We start from the raw sequence: 26,678 nt of genomic DNA on the forward strand, positions 1-26,678 counted from the left end.
CGAGCGCCGTCCCGCCGCGGAAACGAAGGCGCCTCCGTCCCGCAGAGACGCGGGCTTCGCGGCTAGGCGCGCTTGCCGTCGGGCGGGAGGATCGACGCCTGGATGAGCGGCACGGGGAAAGGAGGGCATGTTGAAGCTGTGGAGCGCGTCGAACGCGTTCCTCTACCTCGGCAGCGTCAAGGAGAACGACTTCCTGCAGAACGTCTCCGAGCTCGTCGGTGACTACGACCGCGAAACGACCTCCGCCAGCTATAACAAGGGCGTCCGCTCAACCTCGACCGCCTTGAAGCGCGAACGGATCCTGACCGTGGACGAGCTCGGAGCGATGCCCCGCGGCCGCGCCGTGATGCTCTCCACCGGATCCCGCGCCGCGCTGCTGCGCACCGTTCCCTGGTACGAGGGCACGAAGGAGAAAGTCGCAGCGATCAAGGCATCCATCGCCGCCCACGACCCCGCGACCGCCCCAGAACATGGCGCCGAGCCGACTCCCGTCGCGGCGACGTCGGCGCAGCCGGTCGTGACCGGCGCCGAGCCGGTCGGCGCGTCCGTCGAGCCGGACCCGGCGATTGATCTCGCGGCGTCGATGCGGGCTCTGATGGAGAACGAGGACGCCAAGCGAGCGGAGGCGCAGCGTGACTGACGACGATCCGCTCGCGGGCGGAGACGTGCAAGAGGCTGCGGGCCTCTCAGCCGCCGTCGACGGAGAGGGCGACACCGCGGCCGCATCGATGCTCGGCGCGTTCGACGTCGACGCGATCGCCGCGAGAGAGGTCGCGGACGTCATCACCGGGATCATCGCCGGGATGACGAAGGAAGCCTTGGAACGAGCACTGACGCCCGAGCGGGTCGAGCTGATGCAGGCCCGCGCCGAAGCGGCCGTGCAGCGCTCGTTCGAAGAGGACTCCGCCCGGACCCTCGTCTACGGCTCAGCGGACGAGTGGCTGCGGAAGTACTGGCGCTACACGTACCGCCGCCGCGTCTCCGCCAAAGGTCAGGGAACCGGACGCTGGCGCGCCGACTGGTGGACCGTCGATGAGGCCGTGCAACGCATCGAAGCGCTCTGGCGCAGCTGGGAAGCATCCCGCCTCGACGCAGGACTCGGGATCAGCGCCTGGTGGATCAACCACGCCGAACCACACATGGCCGCCCTGCTATCCACAGACGGACCGTTCACGGGAGCGACAGACGAGAACCTGCCGGGCGAACCGTTGCCTTACAGGACCCCGCCCGTCGGAATGTTCGACACCGATATTCAGATCTAGTAGAAGCGGTTCCAGCCCCTCCCCGAAGGGCATCGATCTTGGCAATCTGCTCACTTCCGGGCCGGTTCCGGCGCGGGGTGAGCGGGCGCGGCCTGCGCGACGTATCGGAGGCTCACGGCTACCGGACCAGCCACCTCGACATGCATGCGAAGGTGCTGCTCTCCATACGGATCCGTTCGCGACGTCACCGGCCAGTCCTCGCGCCGGGTCGCTGCGCCGGTGGGGCGTCGGTCAGTGGACGGGGCACGCCGAGCGGTGTGCGCTCGGAGACGTGTTCTCGGGCGCGGACCGGCTCGTCGCTGACGAATGTGCTTGTGCTACGCGCTGCGGCGGGAGATGAGCGAGTGCTCGACGACGATCTCGCTCGGGTGCGCCGGAGGGCCGTTCCGGATGCGCTGAGCGAGGAGGTCGACGGCCGTCTTGGCGATCTGGCGGCTGCCGGGATCGATCGTGGTGAGGGCGGGTATCGCGTAGGCGGCGGCGGTGACGTTGTCGAAGCCGACGACGGCGATGTCCTCCGGTACGCGGATGCCGCGAACGTGCAGTGCGTGCAGTGCCCCGAAGGCCAGGGTGTCGTTGAAGCAGAAGACGGCGTCCAGAGGGACGCGGGAGTCGAGCAGCTGCGTCATCGCGACGGCGCCGTCGGCGTGGTGCCACTCGGTGGCGACCGCGACGAGGGCGGGGTCGAACGGGATCGCGTTCGCCTCGAGGGCACCGCGGTATCCGTCCAAGCGGAGTGCTGCGGCGCTGACGGATCCGCCGGCGGGGTTGCTGCCGATCGCGGCGATGCGCCGGTGTTGGCGGTCGATCAGGTACTGCGTGGCGGTGGCCGCGGCGGCTGTGTTCGCCATGGTCACGTGATCGACCGGGCCGTCGAAGATCCTGTCGCCCAGGAGAACGAGTGGGCGGTCCCCGACGAGTACTTTCTCGTCTCCGGGGCCGAGTGCGTGGGGCTGGAAGATCAGTCCGTCCGACAGCTGGCGGCTGGAGCCGGAGAGGACGGCGATCTCGGCGTCTCGGCGCGCTCCGGTCTGCTGGATGATCACGGTCCAGCTGTGCCGCTCGGCCTCCGACATGATGACCGTCGCGAGCTGGCCGAAGTACTCGATCGCGAGATCCGGGATCGCGAGGGTGATGAGCCCGGTCTGGCCGGTGCGCAGTCCGCGCGCGGAGACGTTGAGTTGGTATCCGAGATCGCGGACTGCCTTGAGGACGAGATCGCGGGTCTCGGGTCTGACGTTGGCGTTGCCGCTGAGCACGTTGGAGACCGTGCGAGCGGTGACGCCTGCAGCAGCGCCGACATCGGCCATGGTCACCGGGCGGGTTCGCGATCGCGGCATCGGCATCATCCCTCCCATGAGCGTTCCCCGATCATCCCAGGTCGACGGTCGGCGAGAGGCGCACGGTCACCCAGGCGATGGCGGGGATCCGGAGCGAGAGGACGCCGTCGGTCAGCGCTACGGCGAGGGGCCGCGGAGTGACGGTGTCGGGGAGCTCCGCCGAGTTCGTCGCGAAGGGGTCCTCGTGTCGGAGGATCAGTGCCTCTGTCACCGTGAGGGTGGGGAACGACGTGAGGTCGACCGTGGTGTCCGTGACGCCGTCGGTCGCGCGGTTAACGATCATCAGGTCGAGCGAGCCGTCGGCGTGCGCCGCTGCGGCGAAGGCGAGGACGGGAGCGGAGTCATCGCCCGCTCCCGTGCTGTCCGCCTCGACGACGGTCCGGAGCGCGGTGGCGCCGGCGGAGCGCCGTGCCTGGGCGAACGGCCAGAAGGTGCTCTGCCGCCAGGCGGGGCCGTCCGGCTCGGTCATGATCGGACCGATGACGTTCACCAGCTGAGCCATGCTCGCTGCCCGGACGATGTCGGCTCTGTTGATCATGCTGATGAGCATGTCGCCCACGACGACGGCGTCCGCTGCCGTGTAGCGGTCCTCGAGGAGTCGGGGCGCCTCCTCCCATTCGAGCCCTCCGGCGACTCGTTCATCGTGTGCGACGAAGTCCCACACGTTCCACTCGTCGAAGGAGATGGCGATCGGACGCTCTGATCGCCTCTGTGCTCGGACCTGTCCGATCGTGTCGGCGATGGCGGTGATGAAGCGGTCCATGGCGACGCCGGAGGCGAGGAACGCGGAGAGGTCGCCGTCGTAGCGGAAGTACTGGTGGCACGAGACGAAGTCGACGTGCTCGACCGTGTGCAGCAGCACCTCCTGCTCCCAGGCTCCGAAGGTGGCCATCCGGTCGTTCGAGCTGCCGCAGACGATCAGTTCGAGGTCGGGGTCGAGTGCGCGCATGGCGGCGGCGGTGCGGGCGGCGAGACGCCCGTACTCGCCGGCGCTGAGATGGCCGATCTGCCACGGCCCGTCCATCTCGTTGCCGATACACCAGAGCCGGATGTCGTGCGCCTCGTCGGCGCCGTTCGCGCGCCGCTCGTCCGAGAGCGTCGTGCCGCCGGGGTGGTTCGCGTACTCCAGCAGGTGCAGGGCCGAGCGGATTCCGTCGGTCCCGAGATTCAGCGCCATCATCGGCTCGACGCGCGCCGCCCGGCACCAGCGGACGAACTCGTCGATCCCGAAGCGATTCGGCTCGACGGTGTGCCAGGCCGGATCGAGCCGGACGGGACGATTCTCGACCGGACCGATGCCGTCGCGCCAGTCGTACGCCGAGACGAAGTTGCCGCCCGGGTAGCGGACGGTCGTGACTCCGAGCTCCTCGACGAGCGCGAGGACGTCGGTGCGGAATCCGTCGGCGTCGGCGCTCTCGTGCGAAGGATCGAGCAAGCCGCCGTAGACGCCTCGGCCCAGGTGCTCCACGAACGATCCGAAGAGCCGCGAATCGATCGTCCCGACCGTGAAGGCGGGGTGCACGATGCCGTGCGCTCGGTGGACGGGGTGCGAGGTCATGGCCGTTCCGTTTCATCGATGAACTGGTGCGCACAGTATGCACGCCTCGACCAGCGCACCGCGATATGACCGGGTGAATCGCGGATATTGACGGAGGCCGCCCGGCGGCTCTACTATCGCCGACAGCGGTCCTCGATTTCATCGATGAAATACCTGGCACCAGGTGGCCGAGTCAATGAAGACAGTGAAAGCGAGGCACGTCGTGAGGCGTCACAGCACCCGGATCAGCATTGTCGCAGCGGTCACAGCCGCCACTGCGGCCCTTCTCCTCAGCGGTTGCACGCCGTCGTCCGCAGGAGGCGCCTCGGCCGGGAACGGCGGCGACACCCTGACCGTCTGGCATTACTACTCCGTCGACGGCCAGACCGCCGGACTCGAGGAGCTCGCGTCGGACTTCGAGTCGACGCACGAGGGGGTCGCAGTCGAGAACGTCTACGTTCCGTTCGACCAGCTGACGAACAAGCTCGTGCAGGCCGCGGGAACGGGCACCGGCCCCGATGTGGTCGTCTACAACGCCGCCGACACCTTCACCCTCACCGAGGCGAAGGCCATCGAGCCGATGAACGAGTGGTGGGACCAGTACGCCGACGCCGGGCAGTTCCCCGACGCCGTCGTGCAGAAGGTCGGTGACGACGTCATGGGCGTGCAGGGCTTCGTGAACCTGATCGGCCTCTGGTACAACCAGGACATCCTCACCGAGCTGGGTGTCGAGGCTCCCACCTCGTTCGAGGAGCTCGAGGCGGATCTCGCGTTGGCCACGGCCGCCGGGAAGGACGGCATCACGCTGACCGGCAAGGCGAACTCCGAGGGAGAGTGGCAGGCGTTCCCGTGGCTCTCGCGTGCCGGGTGGGACTACGCCGCACCCGAGCAGCAGCCGCTGCAGGACGCGTTCGCGATGGTGCAGGACTGGACCGAGAAGGGCTATCTGACCAAGGAGGCGGCGACGTGGGACCAGACGGTCCCCTTCCAGCAGTTCGCCGCGGGGAACACGGCCTTCGCCGTGAACGGCAACTGGCAGATCACCTCGGCCGAGAAGGACGCCGCGTTCGAGTACGGGGTCGTGCCGATCCCCGTCGGTGAAGACGGCTCCGTCTACCTCGGCGGTGAGGTGCAGAACGTGGGCGCCTTCTCCGAGAACAAGGAGCTCGCGCAGGAGTACCTCGAGCAGGAGTTCTTCTCGAAGCAGGGGCAGCTGACGCTGCTCGACGCCTTCGGCTCGATCCCCGCCCGCGCCGACGCGGCTGCCGACGACAAGGTCGGCAGCGACCCGATCCTTTCCCAGTTCGCGGCGATCCTCCAGGACGACGGCCACACCTCGCCCGACCCGGCGATCCCGTCCGAGAACGTCGCGAAGGTGCTGCAGACCGTCGGTGAGTCCTGGAGCGCGGCGGTCGCCGGCAGTGGGACCCCCGAGCAGCTCTCGAGCGACCTGATGACGACCCTGACGCCGCTGCTCCAGCAGTAGCAGACCCCGACGAGAGAATGGAGCGACCGTGAGCAGCACCTCGACCACGACCCGGAGACGATCCGGCGTCGGCGGCGGCCGACTGGGCTTCGCCGCACCGGGAGGAGTGCTGCTCGCGGCGCTGTCGCTCTACCCCATCTACCTGCTGATGAGGATGAGCGTCAGCGAGGTCAGCTCCGGAACCCTCAACGGGGACTGGCCGTTCGTCGGCGTCCAGAACTTCCTCGCGCTGCTCGAGGGCTCCGACCTCGGCGGCGCCACGCTGCGCACCGGGGCCTTCGTGGTCCTGGTCACGGTCGTCGGGGTCGTCGGAGGACTCGGAGCGGCGATCGCCCTCCGGTCCTCCCGACTGGGCAGTGCCTTCCTCCTCGGGATGATGGTGTTCATCTGGGCCATGCCGCCCGTGGTGAACGGCAGCATCTGGAAGTTCCTCCTCGCCGATCAGGGTCTGGTCAACACGCTCGTGCGGGCGACCGGCCTCTCGGCGGAGGGCGTCCCCTTCCTCTACGACGCGAGGTTCGCGCTGCTCTCGGTCGCGATTGTGAACGCCTGGGCCGTCATCCCCTTCAATGCGCTGGTCTTCCGGTCGGCTCTGCTGGGCATCGACCCCGAGATCCTCGAGGCGGCCTCGGTCGACGGCGCGAGCCGCTGGCAGGAGATCCGGAGCATCCTCATCCCCGCGGCGCGGCCGACCGCCGTCATCCTGGCGATCCTGACCGTCGTCTACGCCTTCCGCAGCTTCGACTTCATCTACGTGATGACCGCCGGCGGCCCCGGAGACGCGACGTCCACGCTGCCCTACCTCAGCTACTCCCAGGCCTTCGTCCAGCACGACTACGGACTTGGTTCCGCGACGGGCATCATCGCCCTCGCCATCGTGGCGGTCCTCGCCGTCGTCTACGTCCGATCGACCAGGAGCGAGTCCTGATGAGCACCCTCACCGCCCCCCTGACCCGCCTGCGAGGCGGCGCTGCGACCCGCGTCGCGCGACCGTCCCGCACCCGGGAGCCGGTCGCCTTCACCGTACGCGTGGTGCTCTACGTCCTGTACGGGCTGCCCCTTGTCTGGATCGTGCTCACCTCCCTCAAGCGCCAGGGCGACGTGGTCGGCGGAGCGATCCTCTCGGCGCCCTCCTTCGACGCCTATGCGGAGGCGCTCGCGAACCCCGCCCTCGCGACGGCGCTCGCCCAGTCGGCGCAGATCGCCCTCGGGACCACTGCACTGGTGCTCGCGCTCGGCGTCCCGTTCGCCTACGCGCTGCGCCGCGTCGACGGCGTCGTCGCCGGTCTCGTCCTCGGGCTGCTGATCTTCCTGCAGATGGTGCCGCAGACGGCGAGCATCATCCCTCTGTTCGCGATCTTCAGCAGGCTCGGTCTTCTGGACACCACCGCCGGTCTCGTCCTCGCCGATACGGCGATGTTGCTGCCGTGGGCCGTGCTGCTGCTGCGACCGTTCTTCGCCGCGGTGCCCGACGCCATCGAAGAGGCCGCCTCCATCGACGGGGCCGGTCGGCTGCGCACCTTCTTCGCCGTCGTCGTCCCGATCGTTCGAAACGGCATGGCGACGGTCGGCTCGCTGATCTTCCTCGTCGCCTGGGGCGAGTTCCTCTTCGCGATCAACCTCTTCCTCTCTCCGGTCAACTACCCGATCAGCGCTCTCATCGCGCAGCAGACGTCGGGGTACGGAATCGACTGGCCCGGGCTGATGGCTCTCGCGGTCATCTCCTCGCTGCCGCTGCTGGCCGTCTACGTGCTGTCGTTCCGGCTGCTGCGTGAGGGCCTCGCCGTCGGCAGCGTCAAGTAGCAGTCGTCCTTCCTCTCGTCCCGCGCCACTCGTGAAAGATCCCGTCATGACCTTCTCCCCAGCCCTGCCCGTTGACCCGGCCGCCGGGACCCTGACACCCCTCGCCATCGACCGGGTCCAGCTGGACCCGGAGGGGTTCTGGGGACGTCGGGTCGCCGTCAACGCGACCGCCACCTTCGAGCACAACCTCGGCTGGCTGGAGCGCGCCGGATGGCTGCGCAATTTCGAGCTCGCCGTCGGGGGCGGACTCGCCGAAGGCCGTCGCGGACGCGAGTTCGCCGACTCCGAGGTCTACAAGACCCTCGAAGGGCTCTGCTGGCACACCGCCGGACGTGAGGACCCGGAGACCGAATCGATCATCCGCGCTCTCACCGCCCGCATCGTCAGTGCGCAGGAGAGCGACGGCTATCTCGGCACCCGCTTCGGCCGGCACGGTCAGGCTGAGCGTTACAGCGACCTCGAGTGGGGCCATGAGCTGTACAACGCCGGACACCTCCTCCAGGCCGCGGTCGCGCGACTGCGTACCCACGGTGAGGACGGGTTCACGCAGGCCGCGCGCCGTCTCGCCGACCACATCTGCTCGGAGTTCGGGGCGGACGGCCGCCAGACGGTCTGCGGACATCCGGAGATCGAGGTCGCGCTCACGGAGTTCGCCCGCGCCACGGGGGAGGAGCGCTACCTCGAGCAAGCCCGCGTGTTCTTGGACCGCCGCGGTCACCAGAGCCTGGAAGACGTCGAGTTCGGTCGCGCCTACTTCCAGGACGACGTCCCGATCCGCGAGGCCAAGGTCCTCCGCGGACACGCGGTGCGCGCCCTCTACCTCACGTCCGCGGTGGTCGACGTCGCCGTGGACACTGATGACGCCGAGCTGCTCGCGATCGTCGAGCGGCAGTGGGAGGCCACAGTCGCACGCCGGACCTACATCACCGGTGGAATGGGCTCGCATCACCAGGACGAGGCGTTCGGCGCCGACTTCGAGCTACCCAACGACCGCGCGTACTGCGAGACCTGCGCCGGCGTGGGCTCGATCATGCTCTCGTGGAGGTTGCTGCTCGCCACCGGCCGCCCGCGCTACGCGGACCTGATCGAACGCACTCTGCACAACATCATCGCCACCGCCGTGTCCGAGGACGGCCGCTCCTTCTTCTACGCGAACACCCTCCACCGGCGCGAGCCGGGCGTCGCGTCCTCCCCGGAGGAGCAGTCCAAGCGCGCGGACTCCAGTCAGCGGGCGGCGTGGTTCGACGTCGCCTGCTGCCCCAACAACCTCGCCCGCACCTTCGCCTCGCTGTCCGGCTACCTCGCCACCACCGATGCGAAGGGTGTGCAGCTGCACCAGTACGCGTCCGCCACGATCTCCGCCGCTCTCCTCCAGGGAGACGTCTCGATGGAGGTCTCCAGCGACCTGCCGGAGCGGGGGCGAGTCGCCGTGACCATCACGCGCACACCCGTCGAGCCGTGGACTCTGACGCTGCGGATCCCGACCTGGGCGACGAACGCGGACGTCGTCGTCGTCTCCGCCGACGGGGATGCTGCCGAGACGCCGACCGGACCGTTCCACGGCACGCTCCACCTCGAACGGCGTTTCCGCGTCGGCGACCGGATCGAACTCGACCTCCCCTTCGAACCCGTCCTCGTGCAGCCCGACGAGAGGATCGATGCCACCCGCGGCACCGTCGCCGTCCAGCACGGACCGGACATCCTCTGCCTCGAGTCCGTCGACCTCCCCGCCGGCGCCCACGTCGACGACATCGCCCTGGACGCCGGAGCGGTCCCGATCGCACGAGAGGGGCGTGTGACGCTCGCCGGCAGCGTCGCCGAACGCGACGAGCACGAATGGCCCTTCTCCAGAATCCCTCGAACCCCGCACCGACGGCCGTTGACCGTGGCGCTCACCCCGTACCGGTCGTGGGGATCCCGAGGTCCCGTGTCGATGCGCATCTGGCTTCCCGTGAACCACTCCTGATTCCCGGGCGAGCTCCCACCGCCGGGCGGATCCTCGCTCCTCTGCGGCGGCCGCCGGTCACCGCATCCGCACTTCGACGAAGAAGGCAGGACATGTCCCTCCTCTCACGCAGAGCCTCTCGGCTGCTCGCGGCGCTCACGATCGGCGTCATCGCCGCAGCAGGATCGGTGGTGGTCGGCCAGACCGCCGACGCCGCCACCAGCTACCCCTACACGCTCGCCTCCGACAAGATCCGCGCGAGCTTCGCCGCGGACGGGTCGATGCAGTCGCTCAAGATCGTCGGCGACCTACACGACACCGACTACCTGATGAACCCGGACAGCGCTCCGGAGCAGGCCCGCGAGACGAACAGCAAGTACCGCCAGTGGTTCGGGAACCTGATGTTCTCCTACGCGAACGGCACGGGAGCAGTGTCGACCACCGGTGTCGGCGCGAACCCCTGGAAGACCGCGTGGACCTCCCAGTCGGCCGACGGCCGCACCGTCTCGGCGACGTCGAGCAGTGTGACGGTCACCCACCAGAACTCCACCAACGCGGAAGGCGTGAAGGGCTTCACCGTCACCGAGACGTACTCTCTCGCCTCCGACGGCTCCCTGGTCTGGAAGCAGGACGTCAAGAACACCGCGGCCACGCAGCTCGTCATCGGCGACTGGGGTGTCCCCGTTCCCGGCAACGAGCTATGGAGGCAGGGCGACTCGATCTACGAGACCCGGGTCCTCACACACTCCTACGTGGGTAAGAACGGCTCCTACGTCACTCTCGAGCGTCCCAGCGGCCAGGGCCCGTTCATCGCCATGACCGCCGACACCGCATCCGGCTCCGGCTTCGAGTACCAGGACCGCTGGCGCACCGAGGAAGTCGGCAACACCTCCTGGGCCTGGAACTCGGCGAACGAGAGCTCGAACATCAAGGGCCTCAACATCTACTACCCGCACTCCACCGCGATCCAGAAGACCAACCGCGGCTACCTCAGCTCCACCAGTGTCGCCATCGCGCCGGGCGCGACGAAGAGCTACACCTATCGCATCGGCAAGGTCGATGACGACGCAGCACTCAAGCAGACGATGTTCGATCGAGGGCTGCTCGACACCACGGTCGTCCCCGGACTCATCGTGCCCATCGACCGGCGCGCAGAGATGGCGTTCCGGATCAAGGGCACCATCACGTCAGTCACCGCGCGCAACCGCAACGACCTCAAGGGGTCAGCGCCCACGAACCCCGTCGTGACGTTCTCCCGGAGCAACGGCGACTACCGGATCTACGGGATGACCTTCGACCGCACGCAGCTGGGCGCCAACGACGTCACCGTCTCGTACACGGACCAGACCGGCGCCGCGCGGCAGTCCGTCCTCCAGTTCTCCGTGATCGACAGTGTCGCGGGACTCCTCGACACGCATGCGAAGTTCATGGTCGAGAAGACCCAGTGGAAGCCGTCCGACGGGCTCTCCGCGAGCGACATCCGCAACTACACCTTCGACGACTGGATGATGAACGCCCCCGACGGCAGCCTCGCCACCACGACGAACGCCCCTCAGGGCCGCCGCAACGAGTACGCCGGCTACTACGGGCTCGGCGACGACTGGGGACTCCCGCACGGCCAGTTCCTCGCGGAGAAGCTCGTCGCCCTGCCCGACGCCACCCAGATCAAGGCCCTCGACGACTACCTCCAGAAGGCCGTCTGGGAGAACCTGATGGGGAACACGTCGCCCAGCGCCGCGCCGAAGTACACCGTCTACGACTTCTGGGAGCAGGGGAAGCCCGGCAGCCTGAACACCACGCCCGGCTACCGCGGCTACGCCTACCCGCACGTCTACAACACGTTCTTCGGCATGTACAACATCGCCAAGCAGAACCCCTCCGCGATCGCCTACGCCCACCCCGCTCAGTGGTACCTGACGACGGCCTACGGGATCTTCAAGGAGCTCTACGAGGGACCCGTCGCCTACAACTGGGAGACCGGACTCATGGGTGAGCTCTCGACACCCGATCTCATCGCCGCATTGCGCGCCGAGGGACTGGACACGCAGGCCAACGACATCGAAGCGAAGATGGCGATCAAGTACGCCAACTTCTCCTCCAACGCCTACCCCTACGGCTCCGAGTACAGCTACGACAACACGGGGGAGGAGGCGGTCTACACCCTCGCCAAGCTCAATGTGAACGACGACAAGACGAACGCCCTGCGCGTCATGCGCGACATCGTCGCCAAGACGGAGGCCGCCCGCGGACGCATGCCCGTCTGGTACTGGTACTCCGACCCCACCACCATCACGGGCGAGAACTGGTGGCAGTTCCAGTACAGCGCCTCCCTCGCCGGCTACACGATGGACGACTACATCAACCACACCGCAGCACTCGAGACCGGAACCACGGCCATCACCGCCGCGCGCCGCGCCGAGCTGCAGCGCCTGAACTACGCCGGCAAGGTCGCAGGACTCGCGACCATCAACTCCGGCCAGATCAGCAACGCGCCGGCCAACATCGGAGCCGCATCGTGGTCGTACCAGGCCGAGCGCGGCAACCTCGGCACCCTCGGGGTCGGCGGAGGCGCGAACGTCAAGCTGAACAACGGCTGGCGGGGCATGACCGGCGAGAGCGATCTCGGACTGTGGGGCACCCTGCAGACCCTCAGCGCCGACGTCGTCACCGATGACCCGATCTTCGGAGTCGTCGGATACGGAGCGGACGTCTCGCGGGACGCCTACTCCACCACCGTCATCCCGAAGGACGGCCTGCAGCGCCGCCTCAACCTGGTGACCCAGCAGCTGTCGGTCGACCTCGAGAACGACGCCTACTCGCAGGCGATCGTCGGCTCGAACAGCGCCGACCTGCGCCTGGACATGCTCAACCGCACCGGCACCGCACACTCCGGCATCGCGGAGGTCAGCGGCCTCGCGCAGGGCAGCTACGCGGTCATCGTGAACGGCGTGCGCCAGCGCACCGTCAACGTCTACCGGCCCGCCTCTCTCGCGGGAACGCTTCCCGCGCCGGTCCGCGTCCCGTTCGATGCGCCCGCCGGCAGCACGTACATCGTCCACCTGGTCTCGACCGCCCCGGGCGCGAATGCGGCGCCGACCGTCAACGCCGGACCCGACCAGGCCGGGCTGTCCCTCGGACTCGATCCGATCCAGCTCAGCGGATCCGCCTCCGACGACGGACTCGGCTCGCCGAACGGAACCCTGACGACGCAGTGGAGCGTGCAGTCTGCTCCTGCCGGTGCCACCGCGACCTTCGCGTCGCCGACTGCTCGCCGCACGTCTGCGTCGGTGAGTACCGCCGGCAGCTACGTGTTCGCACTCCGGGCAAGCGACGGCGTCCTTGCGACCACCGACACGGTGTCCGTGACCGTTCAAGCCCTGCAGCCGCTCCCGGCCGACTGGGTGACCTACACCTTCGACTCATCGTCGAACGGCACCGTCCCCGACGCCTCCGGCAACGGCAACGCGCTCGCGCTCAAGGGGACGGCGGCAACCGCCACCGACGGCACGGCGAGCGTGCTGCGGCTGAACGGAAGCGACGGGGCCTTCGCCCAGCTGCCGTCGGACATCCTGTCACGCTCGAAGGACCTGACCATCTCGATGAGGGTGAAGGTCGATTCGATCTCCACCTTCAGCCGGCTGTTCGACTTCGGCAGCAGCACCCAGAAGTACGTGTTCCTCACGCCGAAGTCGACTGACGGGAAGCTAGGGCTCGCCCTCACGACCTCCGGTAATGGAGCGGAGACACGGATCTCGACGAACTTCACGATGCCCGCTGGGCAGTGGACCGACATCAAGGTGACCTTCAAGGCGAATACGAACGGCACGACGACGGGAACGATCTTCGCCAACGGAGTGCAGGTCGGGCAGAACACCGCCATGCCGCTCGCTCCGAAGGACCTAGGCCGCACCAGCGGCAACTTCCTCGGCAAGTCACAGTTCCCCGACCCGTACCTCGCCGGCAGCTTCGACAGCTTCGAGATCGACGGAGTCGTGCGCTGACGACACCCGAAAGACCAGCGCTGAACCGCTCGTCGCCCCCTCCTCACGCGGCGACGAGCGGTTCAGCACCTCTTCCCGCGCACAACTTCTGCGCATCAGCCCTCGCCCGCTGGCGCCACCGAGGGGCGAGCTGGTTGAGGTTGCTCGAGACGTACCCGATCGTGCTGCGGATGTTCATCAGATCCGCGGCAACTGACTTGAACTCCGCGTCCGTGATGACCGCGTCCTCGGCCGTCGCGGACTCGAACGGGGAAGTGCGACGCCCGCAGCGGGTCGAGCAGGCTGTCGCCGGCGACTACTCGCCGTCCTTCGCCCTCGCGCTGATGCAGAAGGACGCGGGGCTGATCCAGGCCTACGCGAACAGCGTCGGCGCGCCCGTCCCCGGCGTCGCGACGGCCCGCCACTACATCGACGAGGCGATGGCCGCCGGCTTCGGCGGGGAGAACGCCTCGGCGCTGATCAAGGCGATCGCCGCGGAGGCCGACGTCGACCTGACCCGGCGCTGACCCTCCGCCCCGGGGTGCCCCTGCCCGGCCGTGACGGCCGCCGCAGGGGCTCCCCCGGCACCCTCCCCGTCCCGGCCGCGCCGCGTGCTTCACTGGAGGGATGACCACGCGTGACGACCACATCGCCGACTTCGCCGAGTTCCTGACCGCCTCCCCCTCCTCGTACCACGCGGCCGCCGAGGCGGCACGGCGCCTCGAGGGAGCCGGATTCACGGGGCTGGACGAGACGCAGGCGTGGCCCGCGGGGCCCGGCCGGTACTACGTCGTCCGCGACGGCGCGATCATCGCCTGGCACCTGCCCGAGGGCTCCGGGGCGACCACGCCCTTCCGCATCCTGGGCGCCCACACCGACTCCCCCGGCTTCATGCTCAAGCCCCGGCCGACGATCGGCTCGAAGGGCTGGCTGCAGGCCGGCGTCGAGATCTACGGCGGCCCGCTGCTCAACTCCTGGCTCGACCGCGAGCTCGAGCTGGCCGGGCGCGTGGTCACCCGCGACGGCTCGACGCGCCTGCTCCGGACCGGCCCGCTGCTGCGGATCCCGCAGCTCGCGATCCACCTCGACCGCACGGCGAACGAGGGACTCACCCTCGACCGCCAGAAGCACACCGTCCCCGTGTTTGGCGTCGGCGACGCCTCCGAGGTCGACCTGCTCCAGCTGCTCGCCGCGCACGCCGGGCTCGACGACGCCTCCGACATCGCCGGCTACGACCTGCTCACCGCCGACACGCAGGAGCCGCGCCGCTTCGGCCTCGACGAGATGTTCCTCGCCGCCGGGCGGATGGACGACCTCAGCTCCGTGCACGCCGGCCTCGTCGCGCTCCTCGCGGCGAGCGCCGATCCCGCGGCGCCGCCCGCGCACATCAGCGTGCTCGCCGCCTTCGACCACGAGGAGCTCGGCTCGGCGAGCCGGTCCGGAGCGAGCGGGCCGTTCCTCGAGGACGTCCTCTCGCGCATCGGCACGGCCCTCGGCGCCGGTGTCGACGAGCGCGCCCGGGCGATCGCCGCCTCCTGGTGCCTCTCGGCCGACGCCGGCCACTCCGTGCACCCCAACTACTCCGAGAAGCACGACCCGTCGAACCAGCCGGTCGCCGGGAAGGGGCCGCTGCTCAAGATCAACGCGACGCAGCGCTACGCGACGGATGCGCGCGGTGCGGCGCTGTGGGCGGGCGTCTGCGAGCGCGCCGGGGTCGGGTACCAGGAGTTCGTCTCGAACAACTCGGTGCCGTGCGGATCCACGATCGGCCCGCTGACCGCGACCCGGCTCGGCATCTCCACGGTCGACGTGGGAGTGCCGCTGCTCTCGATGCACTCGGCGCGCGAGCTCGCCCACGTGGACGACCTGGTCGCCCTGACCGCGGCGATCGAGGCGTTCTTCACTCCCTGAGCCGGGTCCGGCGCGACCGGGGCACCGCGGCCTGGAGCACCCGCCGGACGAGCCCCTGCGGCTCCGCTCAGTCGCCGGGCGGCCGCCGGCGTTGCTGCTTCGTCTCGGAGCGCTGCTGCTTCGCGGCGAGCCGCCGGCGGGTGGAGCCGCGCGTGGGCCGGGTCGGGCGCCGCGGGGCGGAGGGAGGCGCGAGGGCCGCGGTGATGATCCCGCGGAGCATCTCGAGGGCCGTCTCGCGGTTGCGCAGCTGCGAGCGCTCCTGCGCCACCGTGACGGTGACCGCCCCGGAGACGAGCCGCCTCCCGAGGCGCTCGAGCAGGCGCGAGCGCTGCTCGTCCGAGAGGGCCGTCGACTCCTCGACGCTCCAGGTGAGCTGCACGCGGCTGTCGGAGGTGTTCACGTGCTGCCCGCCGGGCCCGGAGGAGCGCGAGAACCGCCACTGCAGCTCCGATGCGGGGACGACGAGCCCCGGCCGCACCTCGAGATCCATGCGGCAAGCCTGGCACGCGCCCGCCTCCGAGCGGGAGCGCCGGCGATCCGCTCCCGGGTGCGGTGTCCTCTTGCGGACGTGTCCGCTACAGGCTCTTGTCCCCGCCGTGGTCACGTCCCGACACTGGAGAGGTGCCCGGGCGGGCGCATCGGCCGACTCCTCAGGGCCACCCGAAGGCGTCGAGGGGTCGGCCGCACGGCTCGGTCCCGCGGGGGCTCAATCGCGCGGCACCGTCTCGGCGAGGTCGATCTCGCCGTCGTCCAGCGCTCCCGGCTCGAGCGCCTCCGGATCGACGAGCACCGACTCGCCGGCACCGGCGTCGCCGTCGCGGGTGCGCGAGTCCGCCGCCCACGCCGTGCCGAGCGCGAAGAGCGTCGCCACTCCGTAGTGCTCCATCGCGGCGGCCACGCGGCGGCGGCCGGTCCGAGGGTTCATGCCGAGCCGGTGCGACGCGGTCTCGAGCGTGACGCCCTGGCGCATCAGCCGGAGCAGCGGCAGCCAGCTCTGGTCGACGGCGCCGATCGGAGCGGCCTGCCGCCACAGGACCTCGAAGTACGACTCGACCAGCCCGGCCAGCGCCGCATGGCGCACGCCGAGCACGCTGGTCGGCTTCGTCTCGCCCCACTCGAACGGGACGGCGAGGTGGTCGCCGTCGACCCAGAACCAGCTCGGCGGGCTCTCGAGGAGCCGGTACTCGACGCCCGCCGCCTGGTACGCCTTCACCCGGGCGAGCACCCGCGGGTCGCGCGCGCCGGCGGCCGGCATGATGACGCGCACCCGGTCCTTCGCCGCGAGCGCGTGCCCGAAGCGGATCGCCCGCTCCGTCGGCGGGTCGAGGAAACGCTCCACGTTCGGGAGCACCGCCACGAGCGAGCCGGAGTCGCGGCGGACGAGGTCGAACCAGAGGTCCTCGGACGCGTGCGGACCGTGGCGGAGGAGGGTCGGCACGGGATCCGACGTGTCCTCGCCGACCCGCCAGGCGCCGAGCAGCATCGGCAGGCCCGCGACGACGCGCTCGATCCCGTCCAGGGACTCCCTGCCCGCCCGCCGCGCCGACTCGGTGTGCCGGGCGATGGCCGCGGCCGCCCACTCCATCGGCGCCGGGAAGTCGAGCTGCTCGCCCTCGCCGCCCATGAGCCCCCGGCCGCGGAGCCGCTCGATCGCCGCGGCGACCTCGGCCTCGTCGATGTGGGTCAGCTCCGCCGCGTCGGCCAGCGTCGCCGGCCGTCCCCGCAGCAGCGCAGCCAGGAGTCCGTCGTCGTCCATGCGTCTCCTTCGCCGTGGGCCGTCACCCGAGGGTGCCGTCTCCGCGGTCGAGGAGCAAGGGACGCGCGGCGGACGGCGGGGAGCGGCCAGGCGGGGGCGGGGGATGAACTCGTGACGAGCACGGACCTCGGCTCACCTGAGGAGACCGTCCGGAAGATCAGGGCCGTCCCTGGTTCTCCGTCTTGATGCCTCCCCAGGCCTACTGTTCTGCGACGTCCCGTACGCGACCGGACTCCGAGCCCTTGAGAGAGGAGACGTCTGGTCGACTTCAGACGCTCGGGCTCCCGTCGTCGAGGTCCTCGTGGTGGCGGTCGACGTATCCAGCCATGCCGGGGACCGTGAAGGCGATCTGGCCGTGCTCGGGTGAGTAGACCAGTCCTTTGCTGATGAGCGCGGCACGGTAGGGCCCGAGGCTGGTTGTCGGGATACCCATTCGCTGCGTGACGAGAGCGGTGGAGGAGGGTCCCTCACCGTCGGCTGCCATGGCGCGGAGCATTCGTCGCTCTGAGCGCGTGGCTCGCTGCCATCGTGAGCGGAAGAATCCGGCATCGAGCTGTTCGGTCCCGTACTGCACTGCTGCCGTGGCGTCGGCCAGAGTGACAAGACGACTGGAGAGGTTCCATGCGGCCTGCCCGTACTCCTGAATGAAGTACGGGTAGCCGCCTGCGGCTTCGAGGAGAATCTCGAGCGCATCGGGAGCGAACTCAGCGCCGAGCCGCTCCGCGGGCTCTCGGAGAGCGTGCGCCGCATCGTCGCGAGAGAAGGTGCCTATCTGTCGGTAGTTGAAGAGGCGCTCGGCGTACGAACGCGTCTCGGTGAGGACACGGGGGAGATTCGGGAGGCCGGCGGCGATGATGTAGAACGGCCACTCCCGCTGGTTCGCCGCATGCTGAGCGGCGATGAGCGCACCCATCGTCTCCGCATCGAGGTCCTGCATCTCATCGACGAACACACCGAAGGCACGACGACGCTCCCCCAGAGCGGTGGAAACGTCTTCGACGAGCTCGAGGAGGTCGACTTCAGCGTCGCCGGAGTCGGCACGTCCGTCGTTGAGTGCGACTCCGAGTTCGATCCCCGTTGCACCGACCTTCGCATTGAACGAGGAGATCGTGCCGAGTGCTTCTCGCATCAGCGCCGTCGGCTTCGAGCGGGTGAGCTTGCGAGCGGACACGACGAGCTCTCGAGCCAGGGCACGCCGTACGGCCCGCGCGCCGCCTTCATCCCGACGCGCCTCGAGGCGCACCGTGAGCCACTCGAACGACTCCGCCATGCGGTGCATCTCGTTCAACAGCACCGTCTTGCCGACGCCGCGGAGGCCCGTGAGGACGATGCCGCGATCGCTCATTCCATGCGTGACACGAGCGCGGATCGTGTCGAACGCTTCGAGCTCGCCAGTCCGACCAACGAGCTCGGGCGGCCGCCGACCGGATCCAGGGCTGTAGGGGTTCTGCTCAGGCAACATCTAGCCGATGATAGTCACCTCTAGCCGAAACCTAATTCATCGCTATCGACTGCAATCGTCCGCGCCGGCGCCACGTGGTGGCGACCATGCGATGCTGCGAACCCCCGTTCCAGCTTCCCTTCGAGTCGCCGCCGGGCAGCGCATCGGACCCTGCACGCTGAAGGGCGAGCGCGAGCCATGTCCGCTCCGACCGAGGATCGGCTCGCGCCGTCGATCCGGGTTCGGCCGGGCGCATGCTGCTGCGGTCACTCGGACAGCAGCGGGATCGAGCGGCCCACGCGCCTGCCGTACTCGGCGATGGCGCGGCCGACGGGGAGCCGCTCGGCCTCGTAGCGCTCGAGCGCCTCGTCGACCGGGTGCCGCGCGAGGGAGGCGGCGAGGGCCAGCGCGTCGCCCGCCGCCTTGGCCGCGCCCATGGCCGTGTGCGGCCGCACCGTCACGGCGGCGTCACCGAGGAGGGCGACCCGGCCGCGCACCGTCCGCGGCGGGACGTAGTCGACGATCGCCTGCAGGAAGGGCTGCGACTCGGCCAGGACGGCAGCCGCGAAGGGCGGCGGCAGGCGGTCGACCGCGTCCTCCTCGAGCCGGCGGCGGAGATCGTGGGCGAGATCGCCGGGCGCGAGGGACACGCTCTCCGGCGGACGGCCGGACGCCGTCATCACTCCGCGGAGGGCGTCCTCGGAGAGGGGCCGGTACCAGACCCAGTTGTAGCGCCGTCGGCCGGGCTCCACCTCGCCGGCTGGTCCGGGGACGAGGTAGCCGAGCATGTGCTCGCCGGGCGCGGTGTAGAAGGCGAAGCGTCCGAGCAGAGTCGCCGCGGCCTCGGCGGGGAGCGCCGACTCCGGGATCAGCCCGCGCCAGGTCGAGTAGCCGGCGTAGCGGTTCCCCGGCGCCTCGGGCGCGACCGCCGCGCGCATGACGGATCCGAGGCCGTCGGCTCCGATGACGACGTCGAACTCCAGGCCGCTCCCGTCGCGCAGCTCGACGACGACCGGGTCCGTCCCGACCGAGGGGCGCACCCCGGCGACGGCGTGGCCGAGGAGGTAGCAGTCGGCGGGGAGCCGCGAGCGGAGCGTGTCGTAGAGGTGGTCCCACGACACCTGCGTCTGCGGGGAGGGGTCGCGGCCGATCACGCGCCCGGAGCGGTCGAGGGTGATCCGCTCGTGCGCGACGACGCCGACCCGCGCCTCGTCGTCGCGGCCGATCGCGTGCAGGAGGTCGATCAGGTCCTGCTGAGCCACCAGCCCGGCGCCCCGCCGCGACAGGCCCGTCGCCGACCGCTCGAGGACCGTCACGCGGTGCCCGTCGCGGACGAGCAGGGCCGCGGCGAACAGTCCGCCGATCGAGCCGCCGACGATCCCGACGTCGAGCGGGCGCACCGCTCCTCCTGCTGCCATGAGCGCGACCGTACCGGCGAGCGCGCGGCGCCCGTTCCTACAGACGGCGGAACAGCGCGGCCTCAGGTGCGGTCGTCCGCGCGTAGCGACCGGATCATCCCGCGGAGCAGGCGCGCCGCCGCCTGCCGCTCCTCCTCCGTGAGCCCCTCCAGCATCCGCAGCTCCACCCCGCGGACGGCGGCGGACGCCTCGGCCAGGCTCCGGCGTCCGCGCTCGGTGAGCCGGGCGGGGAGCGCCTTGCCGACCGGAGCCGCGTCGGGGCGGATGACGACGCCGTCGCGCTCGAGGGTCTGCAGCAGGACGTTCATCGACTGCCGGGTGACGAAGGCGCCCCGCGCGAGCTCCGAGTTCGAGAGGCCCGGCCGCTGGGCGAGGAGCTCGAGGCAGGAGTAGTGGGTGACCGTCATCCCGAGCGGGCGGAGCACGGCCTCCATCGCCGCGCGCAGGGCGCTCGACGCCTCCTTGAGGAGGTAGCCGAGCGAGGTCTCGAGGTCGATGCCGTCTTGACTCATGTCAGTATTCTGACATACGCTCCTGTGTGTCAGAAAGCTGACACAACTGAGGAGGAACCCCATGCCCGTCACCGGCCCCGACTTCGTCTCGCTCCAGGTCCGCGACCTCGCGGCGTCCCAGGCGTTCTACGAGCAGTACCTCGGCCTGGTCCGCTCGCCCGCCGGCCCGCCGCACGCCGTCGTCTTCGCGACGACTCCGATCGCCTTCGCCCTGCGCGACCTCGCGCCCGGCACCGACCTCGACTCCGCCTCCCGCCCCGGCGTGGGCGCCGCGATCTGGCTGCACGCGACCGGCGTGCAGGAGATCCACGACGCGCTCGTCGCCGACGGGCACCCCGTCGTCGCGGCTCCGATCGACGGCCCGTTCGGGCGCACCTTCACCTTCGCCGACCCGGACGGCTACCACGTCACCCTGCACGACCGCGCCTGAGCGGGACGGTGCGGACCGCGCCTGAGCTGAGCGGGCAGAGCGGGACGGGACGGGGCAGAGCGCCTCAGCCCATCGCGCGCAGCTGGGCGGCGAAGAGGTGCAGCGACCGGTCGACCTCGGGCAGCGCCGGCGTCCGGTTGAGGTGCCCGTGGGGCATGCCGGCGGCCAGGTGCCCGGTCACGGCGACGCCCGCCTCCGCGAGCTGGCGCAGGAGCAGCTCCGCTGACCCGCGCAGCTCGTCGTACTCGTTCACGACAACCGTGACCGGAGGCAGACCCGCCAGCGGCGCGGAGCCGGGCAGCGCCTCGACGGGGAGGTCGGAGATCCGCCCGAGGTAGGTGCGCACCATGCCCTCGATGCTCGACGGAGGGAAGCGGAGGACCGGCGGCAGCTCGCGCAGCTCGGCCGCGATCGCGTCGTCGACGGCGGGGTTGGGGAAGTGGGCGAAGGGGTAGGCCAGGAGCACGTGCTCCGGCAGCCGCGCACCGGCGTCGCGCTCGCGGAGGACCGCACCGAGGGCCAGGGCCGCTCCCGCGCTCGCGCCGCCGATCGCGACGGGCGTGGATCCGGACTCCGTGCTGCGGAGGTGCCGCCAGGCGGCGTGCACGTCGTCGAGCGGGACGGGGTAGCGGACGTCGGGGCCGGCGAGCCGGTAGTCGACGGAGACGACCCGGGCCCGCGCCCGGTGGGCGAGCTCCGCCGCGACGACGTGCGACTCGCGCATGTCGACGCTGCCGGCGGCGAATCCTCCTCCGTGCACCCAGAGCAGAGCGCGCTCGGGCGCGGCGGGCGAGTACACGCGCAGCGGGACCGGTCCGTGCGGGCCGGACGCCGTCTCCGTGACGACGTCGATCCCCTCGGGCAGCGACCAGGGCCCCGGATCCTCCTCGAACGCGGCCATGCGGGCGGTCTGCTCGGCGTCGAGCGGATACGCGAGGCCGGCCAGGAGGGGCAGCCGGGCGGCGAGGTACGGATCGAGCGGCATCGGCGCCTCCTGCGGGGTCGGGGTCGCGGACCACGCTAGCCCGGCCGCGGGTCCTCGAGCGGCGCCTGCTCAGCCGCGTCGCTGCAGGAGCAGCACGCCGTCCAGGAGCACGGCTGCCGTGCCGTCGGGAGCGGTCACGGCGCGCTCCCTCGTCTCGACGAGCTCCGCGGTCCACTCGGCGGGGTCGAGGGCCAGCTCGGCGAGCTCCTCCTCGGGGCCGACGAGGTGCATCGCTCCGTGGCGGTGGTCGTCGCCGCTCGCCCACGGCGGGGGCGCGGCGTGCGAGACGACGGCGAGGCGGCCGCCGGGAGCGACGACGGAGGCCGCCCGCCGCAGCACGTCGATCCGCGGGAACTCGGCCATCGAGTGCAGGAAGCTCGCCGTCACCAGATCGAACTCCCCCACGACCGGCCAGTCCTCGGCGAGGTCGGCCTGCACGAAGTCCACGTCGGCGCCCCGCTCGGCCGCGGCCGCGCGCGCCCGGCCCAGCGCCGTCTCGGAGAGGTCGAGCCCGGTCACGCGCCAGCCGAGCGACGCCAGCCACAGCGCGTCCGCCCCCTCGCCGGCGCCGAGGTCGAGGGCGCGGCCCGGCGGCAGCGAGCCGACCAGCCCGACCAGCGTCGCGTTCGGCCGGCCCGACCAGATCCGATCGGAGTCGGCGTAGCGCGCCTCCCACTGCTCGCGTGCGGTGCGCATGCTGCTCCTCGTCCCCGGGCGCAGGGGCACCCGCGTCGAGGATGCCGCGCCGCCGCTCCGGCCGCCAGCGCTCGTGCCGAAGCGGCACGGGCACCCGTCCCCGCGGACGACACGGCCGGACGGAGCCGCGGCGCCGCGCGGACCCGCCGGACGTACTTCCCCGACACGCCCCACGCCGATTAGCGTCGGTGCATGGCCCTCCGACTCGAAGAGATCATCGTCGACTGCACCGACTTCCGGACCCTCGGGCACTGGTGGCAGGAGGCGCTCGGCTGGGACGTCGTCGACGAGGACGAGGACGGCATCGAGTTGCTCGCCCCATCGGGCCGCGGGCCGAGCCTGCTCTTCCTCGACGTGCCCGAGCGCAAGACCGTGAAGAACCGCCTGCACCTGGATTTCGTGCCGGACGACCAGGAGGCGGAGGTCGCGCGGCTGGTCGGCCTGGGGGCGACGCGGTCCGACGTCGGGCAGGGCGAGCAGTCCTGGGTCGTGCTCGCCGACCCGGAGGGCAACGAGTTCTGCATCCTCTCGGCGCGGGAGTGAGAGCGCTTCCACTTTCCGGGACGGTTGTCGGGAAAGCGCTTCCATGCGCACGCATCGAAAAAGAATCTGAGAAGTCAAGGGTAGAACGATCGTTCTCGACTCCCTAGCATCGCCTCCGACGCGTTTCCCGACCGGGAGCGCGCGGAGCCGAGGAGTCACCGTGACCACCTACGACAGACCCGTCGCCGCCGTCGGCATGACGCAGTCGCAGCAGCAGGGCGAGCTGCTCGCAGGCCGCGCCCTCGAGAACCGCGCCTTCGGCCTCTACGCGTACGCCTACCGCCTCACGCTGTCGGACTCCGCGGCGAGCGCCGCCCTCCGCCACGCGGCGGTCACCGTCCGCAGCGGACGGCCGCAGGGACTCGACGACACGGGCGCCCTCGACCTGATGCGCTCCGAGGTCGGGCGCGCGAGCGTGCAGCGCGGCGGCTCCGCGATGGAGCGCGCCGAGCAGGCCCCCGCGGCGATCCGCGAGGACGACCTGCTGCGCTCGGGCTTCCACCGCCGCCTGCACGCCCTGCCGACGCTCGAGCGCCAGGCCTGGCTGCTCCGGCACACCGGCGGCCACGACGTCGACGCGATCGCGGCGATGCTGCAGGAGCCGGCGGAGCGCATCCGCTCGGCCCTCGCCTCGGCCGCCCGCACGCTGGTCGAGGGCGAGCTGGCCGAGAGCGAGTCCGCGGAGTAGCGCGGCACGAGGTGCCCGAGAGACGCCGGGTCGAGCCGGCGGCGCCCCTCAGGCGTCTGGGACCCGGCCGCGACTCGGCGCGACCGGGAGGACGGGGTCAGTCGAGGTAGTCGATGTCGTCCCACGGCTGGTGGACGTCACCGGTGTCGCGGTCGTCGTCCGGCACCTCGAGCTCCTCGAAGATCACCGGAACACCCGTCGAGATCAGGACGCTGACCTGGCGGTTGCCCACGATCACGAAGTCGACGAGGCCTCCTCCGGCCTGCGTCGCCTCGGTCGCCGACCGCTTCAGCTCGGCGACGTCGGTCCCCTGGGACAGCCCGTAGGTCTTGCCCTCGATGGTGACGGTGGTGCGGATCATGTGGCGCTGCTGCTCCTCGGCTCGATGGGTTCAGCGTACGAATCGCGACAGAGCGCTGCCAGGCCTTGCGGTGGACGCCCGCGGCTGCCACGGGTGAAGTGGCCGGCTGAGGCGAGCGGCGTCCGGAGCCGAGGTCGGAAGCAGCGTGACGGGCCGCTCGGGCGGATCCGCCGCTCCTGACCTCGGTTCCGGACACCGGGCGGCGGAGTCAACCGGGCGCGCTCCACGGAGCTCCCGCCGTAGCGTGGAACCTGTCCGCACGTTCCGCATCCAGCGACAAGGAGGATCCGATGACCGAGAAGAACACTCCCGAGGACCCGCAGACCACCGACCCCGAGCACGTCGACCCCGAGACGGCCACCGACCCCGAGGGCGACCCGGTCGAGAACCCGTCGGGCTGACGCCCGCACCGGAACGGCCCGCGGCCACCGGGACACCGCTGAGAAGGCGGAGTCCCGGGGGTCGCGGGCCGTTCCCGTGTCCGGCGCCGCCATACTGACGGAGTGCAGGCCGAGGACGACGAGCGCAGGGATCTCGAGCGGATCCTGTCGGCCCGACCCCGCGACGACGGCGCCGACCGGGACGAGCGGCGCGAAGCGCTGCGACGGCTCGGCGAGCTGGAGGCGGAGGACGCGCCTCCCGGAGTGACGCGGTCCGGCGCGCAGACCGGCGCCGCGCCGTCCGGAGCGCAGCCGGGCGCGGCGCATCCCGGGACGGCGACCGACTCGCGTCTCCCCCTGCCCGCGACCGCACTCCCGCTGTCGGCGACCGCCGGCTCCGAGACTGCGGAGGCGCCCGCCGAGCACCCCGACCGGCCGGCCCCGCGGACGCCGCACCCGCGCCGCCGCCGCCTCGTGCTCGCTGCCGCGATCGTCGGCGGAGCCGCGGTCGGCGCGATCGTCCCCACCGCGCTCCTCCTCCCTCCGCCCGCGGACCCCGTCGCCCCGCCGACCGCCTCCGCGGATCCCGCCGACCGCTTCGCCGCGCTCGTCGAGGGCTGGGAGCCGACCACCGACGTCCCGCCGGGCCTCGCCCTGCTCGCCGGGGAGGCCGTCGTCTACGGCTCCGGGTTCGACACCGCCGAGAACGACCGCCTGCTGATCACCGAGCCGAACGGCACCACGGTGTGCCTCGCCGTGCAGCGCCCGGACGCGTCCTTCTTCGCCGGCTGCACCGGCTCGGAGGCGTTCTTCGCCGGGGAGCCCCTCCGGGTCAGCGGCACGACGCTCCGCGGCGGCGCCCCGGTGTACACGCAGATCCTGCTCCGCCCGGACGGGACGATCGAGGGCGGCTACCAGCTGGTGCCGGAGCCGCCGCAGCCCGAGGCGGAGGAGTCCGGAACGGTGGAGTCCGGGTCACCGGACCCCGCGACCAGCGAGCCCTGAACCGCCGGGCCCGCGACCAGCGAGCCGTGAGCCTGCGACCAGCGAGCCGCTAGGCGCGCGTCGCCTCCGCCGCGTCCGCGATCACCTCGGCCGCGGACGCCGTCCGCTCCCACACCGCGCGCTGCCGCTCGGCGCCCGTGCCCCGCGCCAGGACCCGCTCGACGCCGCACGCCGCGACCTCCTCGTCGCCCGACTCCGCCAGCGCCCGACCCGCGTGGTCGAGCAGGCGCGCCAGTACCGCGGAGGCGGGGGCCGGGCAGCCGTCGACCGGATCGATGAGGTCGCCGGTCGTGCCGTGGCGGCTCGCCAGCCAGGAGGAGACGGCGATCACCGGAGTCGGCAGCGGCACGGGCGGGACCCCGGCGCCCGCGTCGCGCACGGCCGTCTCGGCGAGCGCCCGGATCAGGACGGCGATCAGCGCCGAGTCCTCGGCGTGCAGCGGGACGTCGGCGATGCGCACCTCGACGGTCGGGTGAGCGCGGGAGAGACGGGCGTCGAAGTAGAGCATGCCCTCGTCCAGCAGCACGCCGCAGGAGGTGAGGGAGGCGACGACGCTCCGGTACTGCTCGAGGTCGCCCCAGATCCCGACCGGGCCGGCGGTGGGCCAGCGCCCCCAGGACTGGTAGCGCCAGCTGGCGAAGCCGGTGTCGACGCCGGCACTCAGCGGGGAGTTGGTGCTCAGGGCGAGGAGGGCGGGCAGCCAGCCGCGCAGCCGGTCGAGGACCGCGATCCCCTCCTCCGGCGACCCGATCCCGACATGGACGTGCAGGCCGCAGGTGAACTGCTCGCGGGCGACGAGGCCGAAGCGCTCGGCCATCCGGTCGTAGCGCTCGTCGGCCGAGAGGTGCGGCTCGAACGCGGCGGGGCTGGTCGCGACCGCGACGGCGCGGGCACCGACCTCGCGGGCGGAGTCGTCGGCCAGGCGGCGGCCCTCGCGCAGTCCGGCCAGCAGCGCGTCGTACGTGCGGGCGGGCGAGCCGACCGCCTCGATCTGCTCCGCCTTGAGCTCGGCGGCCAGGGCGACCGCCACGGAGCCGCGCACGGAGCCGAGCAGCAGCGGCGCCGCGGGCGTCGGGAGGAACGTACCGGCGTCGACGAGGAGGTACTCCTCCTCCACCCCGAAGGTGCGGGCACTCACCGGAGCGCCTTCCGCTCGAGTCCCCCGCCGCAGCCCACCCGGTCATCCCACCGTGCCGGGC

Annotated in this window: 24 protein-coding genes; 13 read left to right on the forward strand and 11 right to left on the reverse strand. The window is 71.1% G+C overall.

Annotated features, from left to right (window positions below; all coding sequences use genetic code 11):
• Positions 1–127: 127 nt before the first annotated feature.
• Positions 128–640, forward strand: a complete 513-nt coding sequence (locus C5C99_RS00050; protein WP_104339383.1) for a TraM recognition domain-containing protein — start codon at positions 128–130, stop codon at positions 638–640.
• Entirely contained in the window at positions 633–1,262 is a 630-nt protein-coding gene (locus C5C99_RS17290; RefSeq protein WP_219813586.1) for a DUF4913 domain-containing protein, read from the forward strand. Before C5C99_RS00050 ends, C5C99_RS17290 begins: the two co-directional genes overlap by 8 nt.
• Positions 1,263–1,579: 317 nt before the next feature.
• Here the strand turns inward: C5C99_RS17290 and C5C99_RS00060 are convergent, their stop codons facing one another.
• Both C5C99_RS00060 and C5C99_RS00065 read right to left on the reverse strand, forming a co-directional pair.
• The gene (locus C5C99_RS00060) at positions 1,580–2,602 is read right to left on the reverse strand and encodes a LacI family DNA-binding transcriptional regulator (RefSeq protein WP_104257515.1); all 1,023 of its coding nucleotides are present in this window, start codon (positions 2,600–2,602) and stop codon (positions 1,580–1,582) included.
• 31 nt (positions 2,603–2,633) lie between these two features.
• The gene (locus C5C99_RS00065; RefSeq protein WP_104260521.1) at positions 2,634–4,160 is read right to left on the reverse strand and encodes an alpha-N-arabinofuranosidase; all 1,527 of its coding nucleotides are present in this window, start codon (positions 4,158–4,160) and stop codon (positions 2,634–2,636) included.
• Positions 4,161–4,362: 202 nt separating this feature from the next.
• Between C5C99_RS00065 and C5C99_RS00070 the strand changes: the two genes are divergently transcribed.
• The 7 genes from C5C99_RS00070 (at position 4,363) to C5C99_RS00100 (ending at position 15,264) form a co-directional block, all read left to right on the forward strand.
• On the forward strand, positions 4,363–5,625 hold the full coding sequence (locus tag C5C99_RS00070; protein ID WP_181074508.1) for an extracellular solute-binding protein: 1,263 nt from the start codon (positions 4,363–4,365) through the stop codon (positions 5,623–5,625).
• Positions 5,626–5,653: 28 nt separating this feature from the next.
• Entirely contained in the window at positions 5,654–6,553 is a 900-nt protein-coding gene (locus C5C99_RS00075) for a carbohydrate ABC transporter permease (protein ID WP_104269559.1), read from the forward strand.
• Entirely contained in the window at positions 6,553–7,428 is an 876-nt protein-coding gene (locus C5C99_RS00080; protein ID WP_104224039.1) for a carbohydrate ABC transporter permease, read from the forward strand. The genes C5C99_RS00075 and C5C99_RS00080 overlap by 1 nt, the downstream gene beginning before the upstream one ends.
• Positions 7,429–7,474: 46 nt before the next feature.
• A complete protein-coding gene (locus C5C99_RS00085; RefSeq protein ID WP_104225865.1) occupies positions 7,475–9,394 on the forward strand; it encodes a glycoside hydrolase family 127 protein in 1,920 nt (639 codons plus the stop codon).
• A 92-nt stretch (positions 9,395–9,486) separates the two neighbouring features.
• Positions 9,487–13,374 carry a DUF5695 domain-containing protein gene (locus tag C5C99_RS00090; RefSeq protein WP_104339385.1) on the forward strand — a complete coding sequence of 1,296 codons (3,888 nt, stop codon included), beginning with the start codon at positions 9,487–9,489 and terminating at the stop codon, positions 13,372–13,374.
• 254 nt (positions 13,375–13,628) lie between these two features.
• Positions 13,629–13,880: an NAD-binding protein gene (locus tag C5C99_RS00095; RefSeq protein ID WP_181074509.1), complete on the forward strand. Its 252-nt coding sequence runs from the start codon at positions 13,629–13,631 to the stop codon at positions 13,878–13,880.
• Positions 13,881–13,980: 100 nt separating this feature from the next.
• A complete protein-coding gene (locus tag C5C99_RS00100) occupies positions 13,981–15,264 on the forward strand; it encodes a M18 family aminopeptidase (protein ID WP_104339387.1) in 1,284 nt (427 codons plus the stop codon).
• 67 nt (positions 15,265–15,331) lie between these two features.
• Here the strand turns inward: C5C99_RS00100 and arfB are convergent, their stop codons facing one another.
• The 5 genes from arfB to C5C99_RS00125 form a co-directional block, all read right to left on the reverse strand.
• Positions 15,332–15,754, reverse strand: coding sequence for an alternative ribosome rescue aminoacyl-tRNA hydrolase ArfB (gene arfB / locus C5C99_RS00105; protein WP_104257473.1), 423 nt, complete (start codon positions 15,752–15,754; stop codon positions 15,332–15,334).
• Positions 15,755–15,970: 216 nt separating this feature from the next.
• Positions 15,971–17,020, reverse strand: a complete 1,050-nt coding sequence (locus tag C5C99_RS00110) for a hypothetical protein (protein WP_104339388.1) — start codon at positions 17,018–17,020, stop codon at positions 15,971–15,973.
• Between the two features lie 268 nt (positions 17,021–17,288).
• A complete protein-coding gene (locus C5C99_RS00115; protein ID WP_104225860.1) occupies positions 17,289–18,482 on the reverse strand; it encodes an ATP-binding protein in 1,194 nt (397 codons plus the stop codon).
• A gap of 245 nt (positions 18,483–18,727) precedes the next feature.
• Positions 18,728–19,879 carry an FAD-dependent monooxygenase gene (locus C5C99_RS00120; RefSeq protein WP_219813588.1) on the reverse strand — a complete coding sequence of 384 codons (1,152 nt, stop codon included), beginning with the start codon at positions 19,877–19,879 and terminating at the stop codon, positions 18,728–18,730.
• Positions 19,880–19,941: 62 nt separating this feature from the next.
• Complete coding sequence (locus tag C5C99_RS00125) at positions 19,942–20,391, reverse strand: MarR family winged helix-turn-helix transcriptional regulator (protein WP_104339390.1); 450 nt, start codon at positions 20,389–20,391, stop codon at positions 19,942–19,944.
• Between the two features lie 61 nt (positions 20,392–20,452).
• On the opposite strand from C5C99_RS00125, the gene C5C99_RS00130 reads away from it, so the two are divergent.
• Positions 20,453–20,821, forward strand: a complete 369-nt coding sequence (locus tag C5C99_RS00130) for a VOC family protein (RefSeq protein ID WP_104238135.1) — start codon at positions 20,453–20,455, stop codon at positions 20,819–20,821.
• 64 nt (positions 20,822–20,885) lie between these two features.
• Here the strand turns inward: C5C99_RS00130 and C5C99_RS00135 are convergent, their stop codons facing one another.
• Entirely contained in the window at positions 20,886–21,806 is a 921-nt protein-coding gene (locus C5C99_RS00135) for an alpha/beta hydrolase fold domain-containing protein (RefSeq protein ID WP_104339391.1), read from the reverse strand.
• A 69-nt stretch (positions 21,807–21,875) separates the two neighbouring features.
• On the reverse strand, positions 21,876–22,502 hold the full coding sequence (locus C5C99_RS00140) for a class I SAM-dependent methyltransferase (protein WP_104339392.1): 627 nt from the start codon (positions 22,500–22,502) through the stop codon (positions 21,876–21,878).
• 192 nt (positions 22,503–22,694) lie between these two features.
• Here C5C99_RS00140 and C5C99_RS00145 point away from each other — a divergent pair, with 192 nt between their 5' ends.
• Both C5C99_RS00145 and C5C99_RS00150 read left to right on the forward strand, forming a co-directional pair.
• The gene (locus tag C5C99_RS00145; RefSeq protein ID WP_104224051.1) at positions 22,695–23,045 is read left to right on the forward strand and encodes a VOC family protein; all 351 of its coding nucleotides are present in this window, start codon (positions 22,695–22,697) and stop codon (positions 23,043–23,045) included.
• Positions 23,046–23,205: 160 nt separating this feature from the next.
• Positions 23,206–23,733 carry a hypothetical protein gene (locus C5C99_RS00150; protein ID WP_104232920.1) on the forward strand — a complete coding sequence of 176 codons (528 nt, stop codon included), beginning with the start codon at positions 23,206–23,208 and terminating at the stop codon, positions 23,731–23,733.
• Positions 23,734–23,830: 97 nt separating this feature from the next.
• Here C5C99_RS00150 and C5C99_RS00155 read toward each other — a convergent pair whose 3' ends face one another.
• A complete protein-coding gene (locus tag C5C99_RS00155) occupies positions 23,831–24,094 on the reverse strand; it encodes a hypothetical protein (RefSeq protein WP_104224053.1) in 264 nt (87 codons plus the stop codon).
• A 503-nt stretch (positions 24,095–24,597) separates the two neighbouring features.
• Here C5C99_RS00155 and C5C99_RS00160 point away from each other — a divergent pair.
• A complete protein-coding gene (locus tag C5C99_RS00160) occupies positions 24,598–25,479 on the forward strand; it encodes a hypothetical protein (protein WP_104339393.1) in 882 nt (293 codons plus the stop codon).
• 49 nt (positions 25,480–25,528) lie between these two features.
• Here the strand turns inward: C5C99_RS00160 and C5C99_RS00165 are convergent, their stop codons facing one another.
• Entirely contained in the window at positions 25,529–26,617 is a 1,089-nt protein-coding gene (locus C5C99_RS00165) for a glutamate--cysteine ligase (protein ID WP_181074510.1), read from the reverse strand.
• Positions 26,618–26,678: the final 61 nt, after the last annotated feature.

This window comes from Rathayibacter sp. AY1C4 (genome assembly GCF_002932195.1).
In the GTDB taxonomy this organism is placed as follows: Bacteria; Actinomycetota; Actinomycetes; order Actinomycetales; family Microbacteriaceae; genus Rathayibacter.

Excerpts from the sequence above, each read along its gene's own strand:
- C5C99_RS00050 (WP_104339383.1), top strand. The coding sequence starts at position 128 with ATGTTGAAGCTGTGGAGCGCGTCGAACGCGTTCCTCTACCTCGGCAGC.
- C5C99_RS00060 (WP_104257515.1), bottom strand. The coding sequence starts at position 2,602 with ATGCCGCGATCGCGAACCCGCCCGGTGACCATGGCCGATGTCGGCGCT.
- C5C99_RS00065 (WP_104260521.1), bottom strand. The coding sequence starts at position 4,160 with ATGACCTCGCACCCCGTCCACCGAGCGCACGGCATCGTGCACCCCGCC.
- C5C99_RS00080 (WP_104224039.1), top strand. The coding sequence starts at position 6,553 with ATGAGCACCCTCACCGCCCCCCTGACCCGCCTGCGAGGCGGCGCTGCG.
- C5C99_RS00085 (WP_104225865.1), top strand. The coding sequence starts at position 7,475 with ATGACCTTCTCCCCAGCCCTGCCCGTTGACCCGGCCGCCGGGACCCTG.
- C5C99_RS00090 (WP_104339385.1), top strand. The coding sequence starts at position 9,487 with ATGTCCCTCCTCTCACGCAGAGCCTCTCGGCTGCTCGCGGCGCTCACG.
- C5C99_RS00100 (WP_104339387.1), top strand. The coding sequence starts at position 13,981 with ATGACCACGCGTGACGACCACATCGCCGACTTCGCCGAGTTCCTGACC.
- arfB (WP_104257473.1), bottom strand. The coding sequence starts at position 15,754 with ATGGATCTCGAGGTGCGGCCGGGGCTCGTCGTCCCCGCATCGGAGCTG.
- C5C99_RS00110 (WP_104339388.1), bottom strand. The coding sequence starts at position 17,020 with ATGGACGACGACGGACTCCTGGCTGCGCTGCTGCGGGGACGGCCGGCG.
- C5C99_RS00115 (WP_104225860.1), bottom strand. The coding sequence starts at position 18,482 with ATGTTGCCTGAGCAGAACCCCTACAGCCCTGGATCCGGTCGGCGGCCG.
- C5C99_RS00120 (WP_219813588.1), bottom strand. The coding sequence starts at position 19,879 with ATGGCAGCAGGAGGAGCGGTGCGCCCGCTCGACGTCGGGATCGTCGGC.
- C5C99_RS00125 (WP_104339390.1), bottom strand. The coding sequence starts at position 20,391 with ATGAGTCAAGACGGCATCGACCTCGAGACCTCGCTCGGCTACCTCCTC.
- C5C99_RS00130 (WP_104238135.1), top strand. The coding sequence starts at position 20,453 with ATGCCCGTCACCGGCCCCGACTTCGTCTCGCTCCAGGTCCGCGACCTC.
- C5C99_RS00135 (WP_104339391.1), bottom strand. The coding sequence starts at position 21,806 with ATGCCGCTCGATCCGTACCTCGCCGCCCGGCTGCCCCTCCTGGCCGGC.
- C5C99_RS00140 (WP_104339392.1), bottom strand. The coding sequence starts at position 22,502 with ATGCGCACCGCACGCGAGCAGTGGGAGGCGCGCTACGCCGACTCCGAT.
- C5C99_RS00145 (WP_104224051.1), top strand. The coding sequence starts at position 22,695 with ATGGCCCTCCGACTCGAAGAGATCATCGTCGACTGCACCGACTTCCGG.
- C5C99_RS00155 (WP_104224053.1), bottom strand. The coding sequence starts at position 24,094 with ATGATCCGCACCACCGTCACCATCGAGGGCAAGACCTACGGGCTGTCC.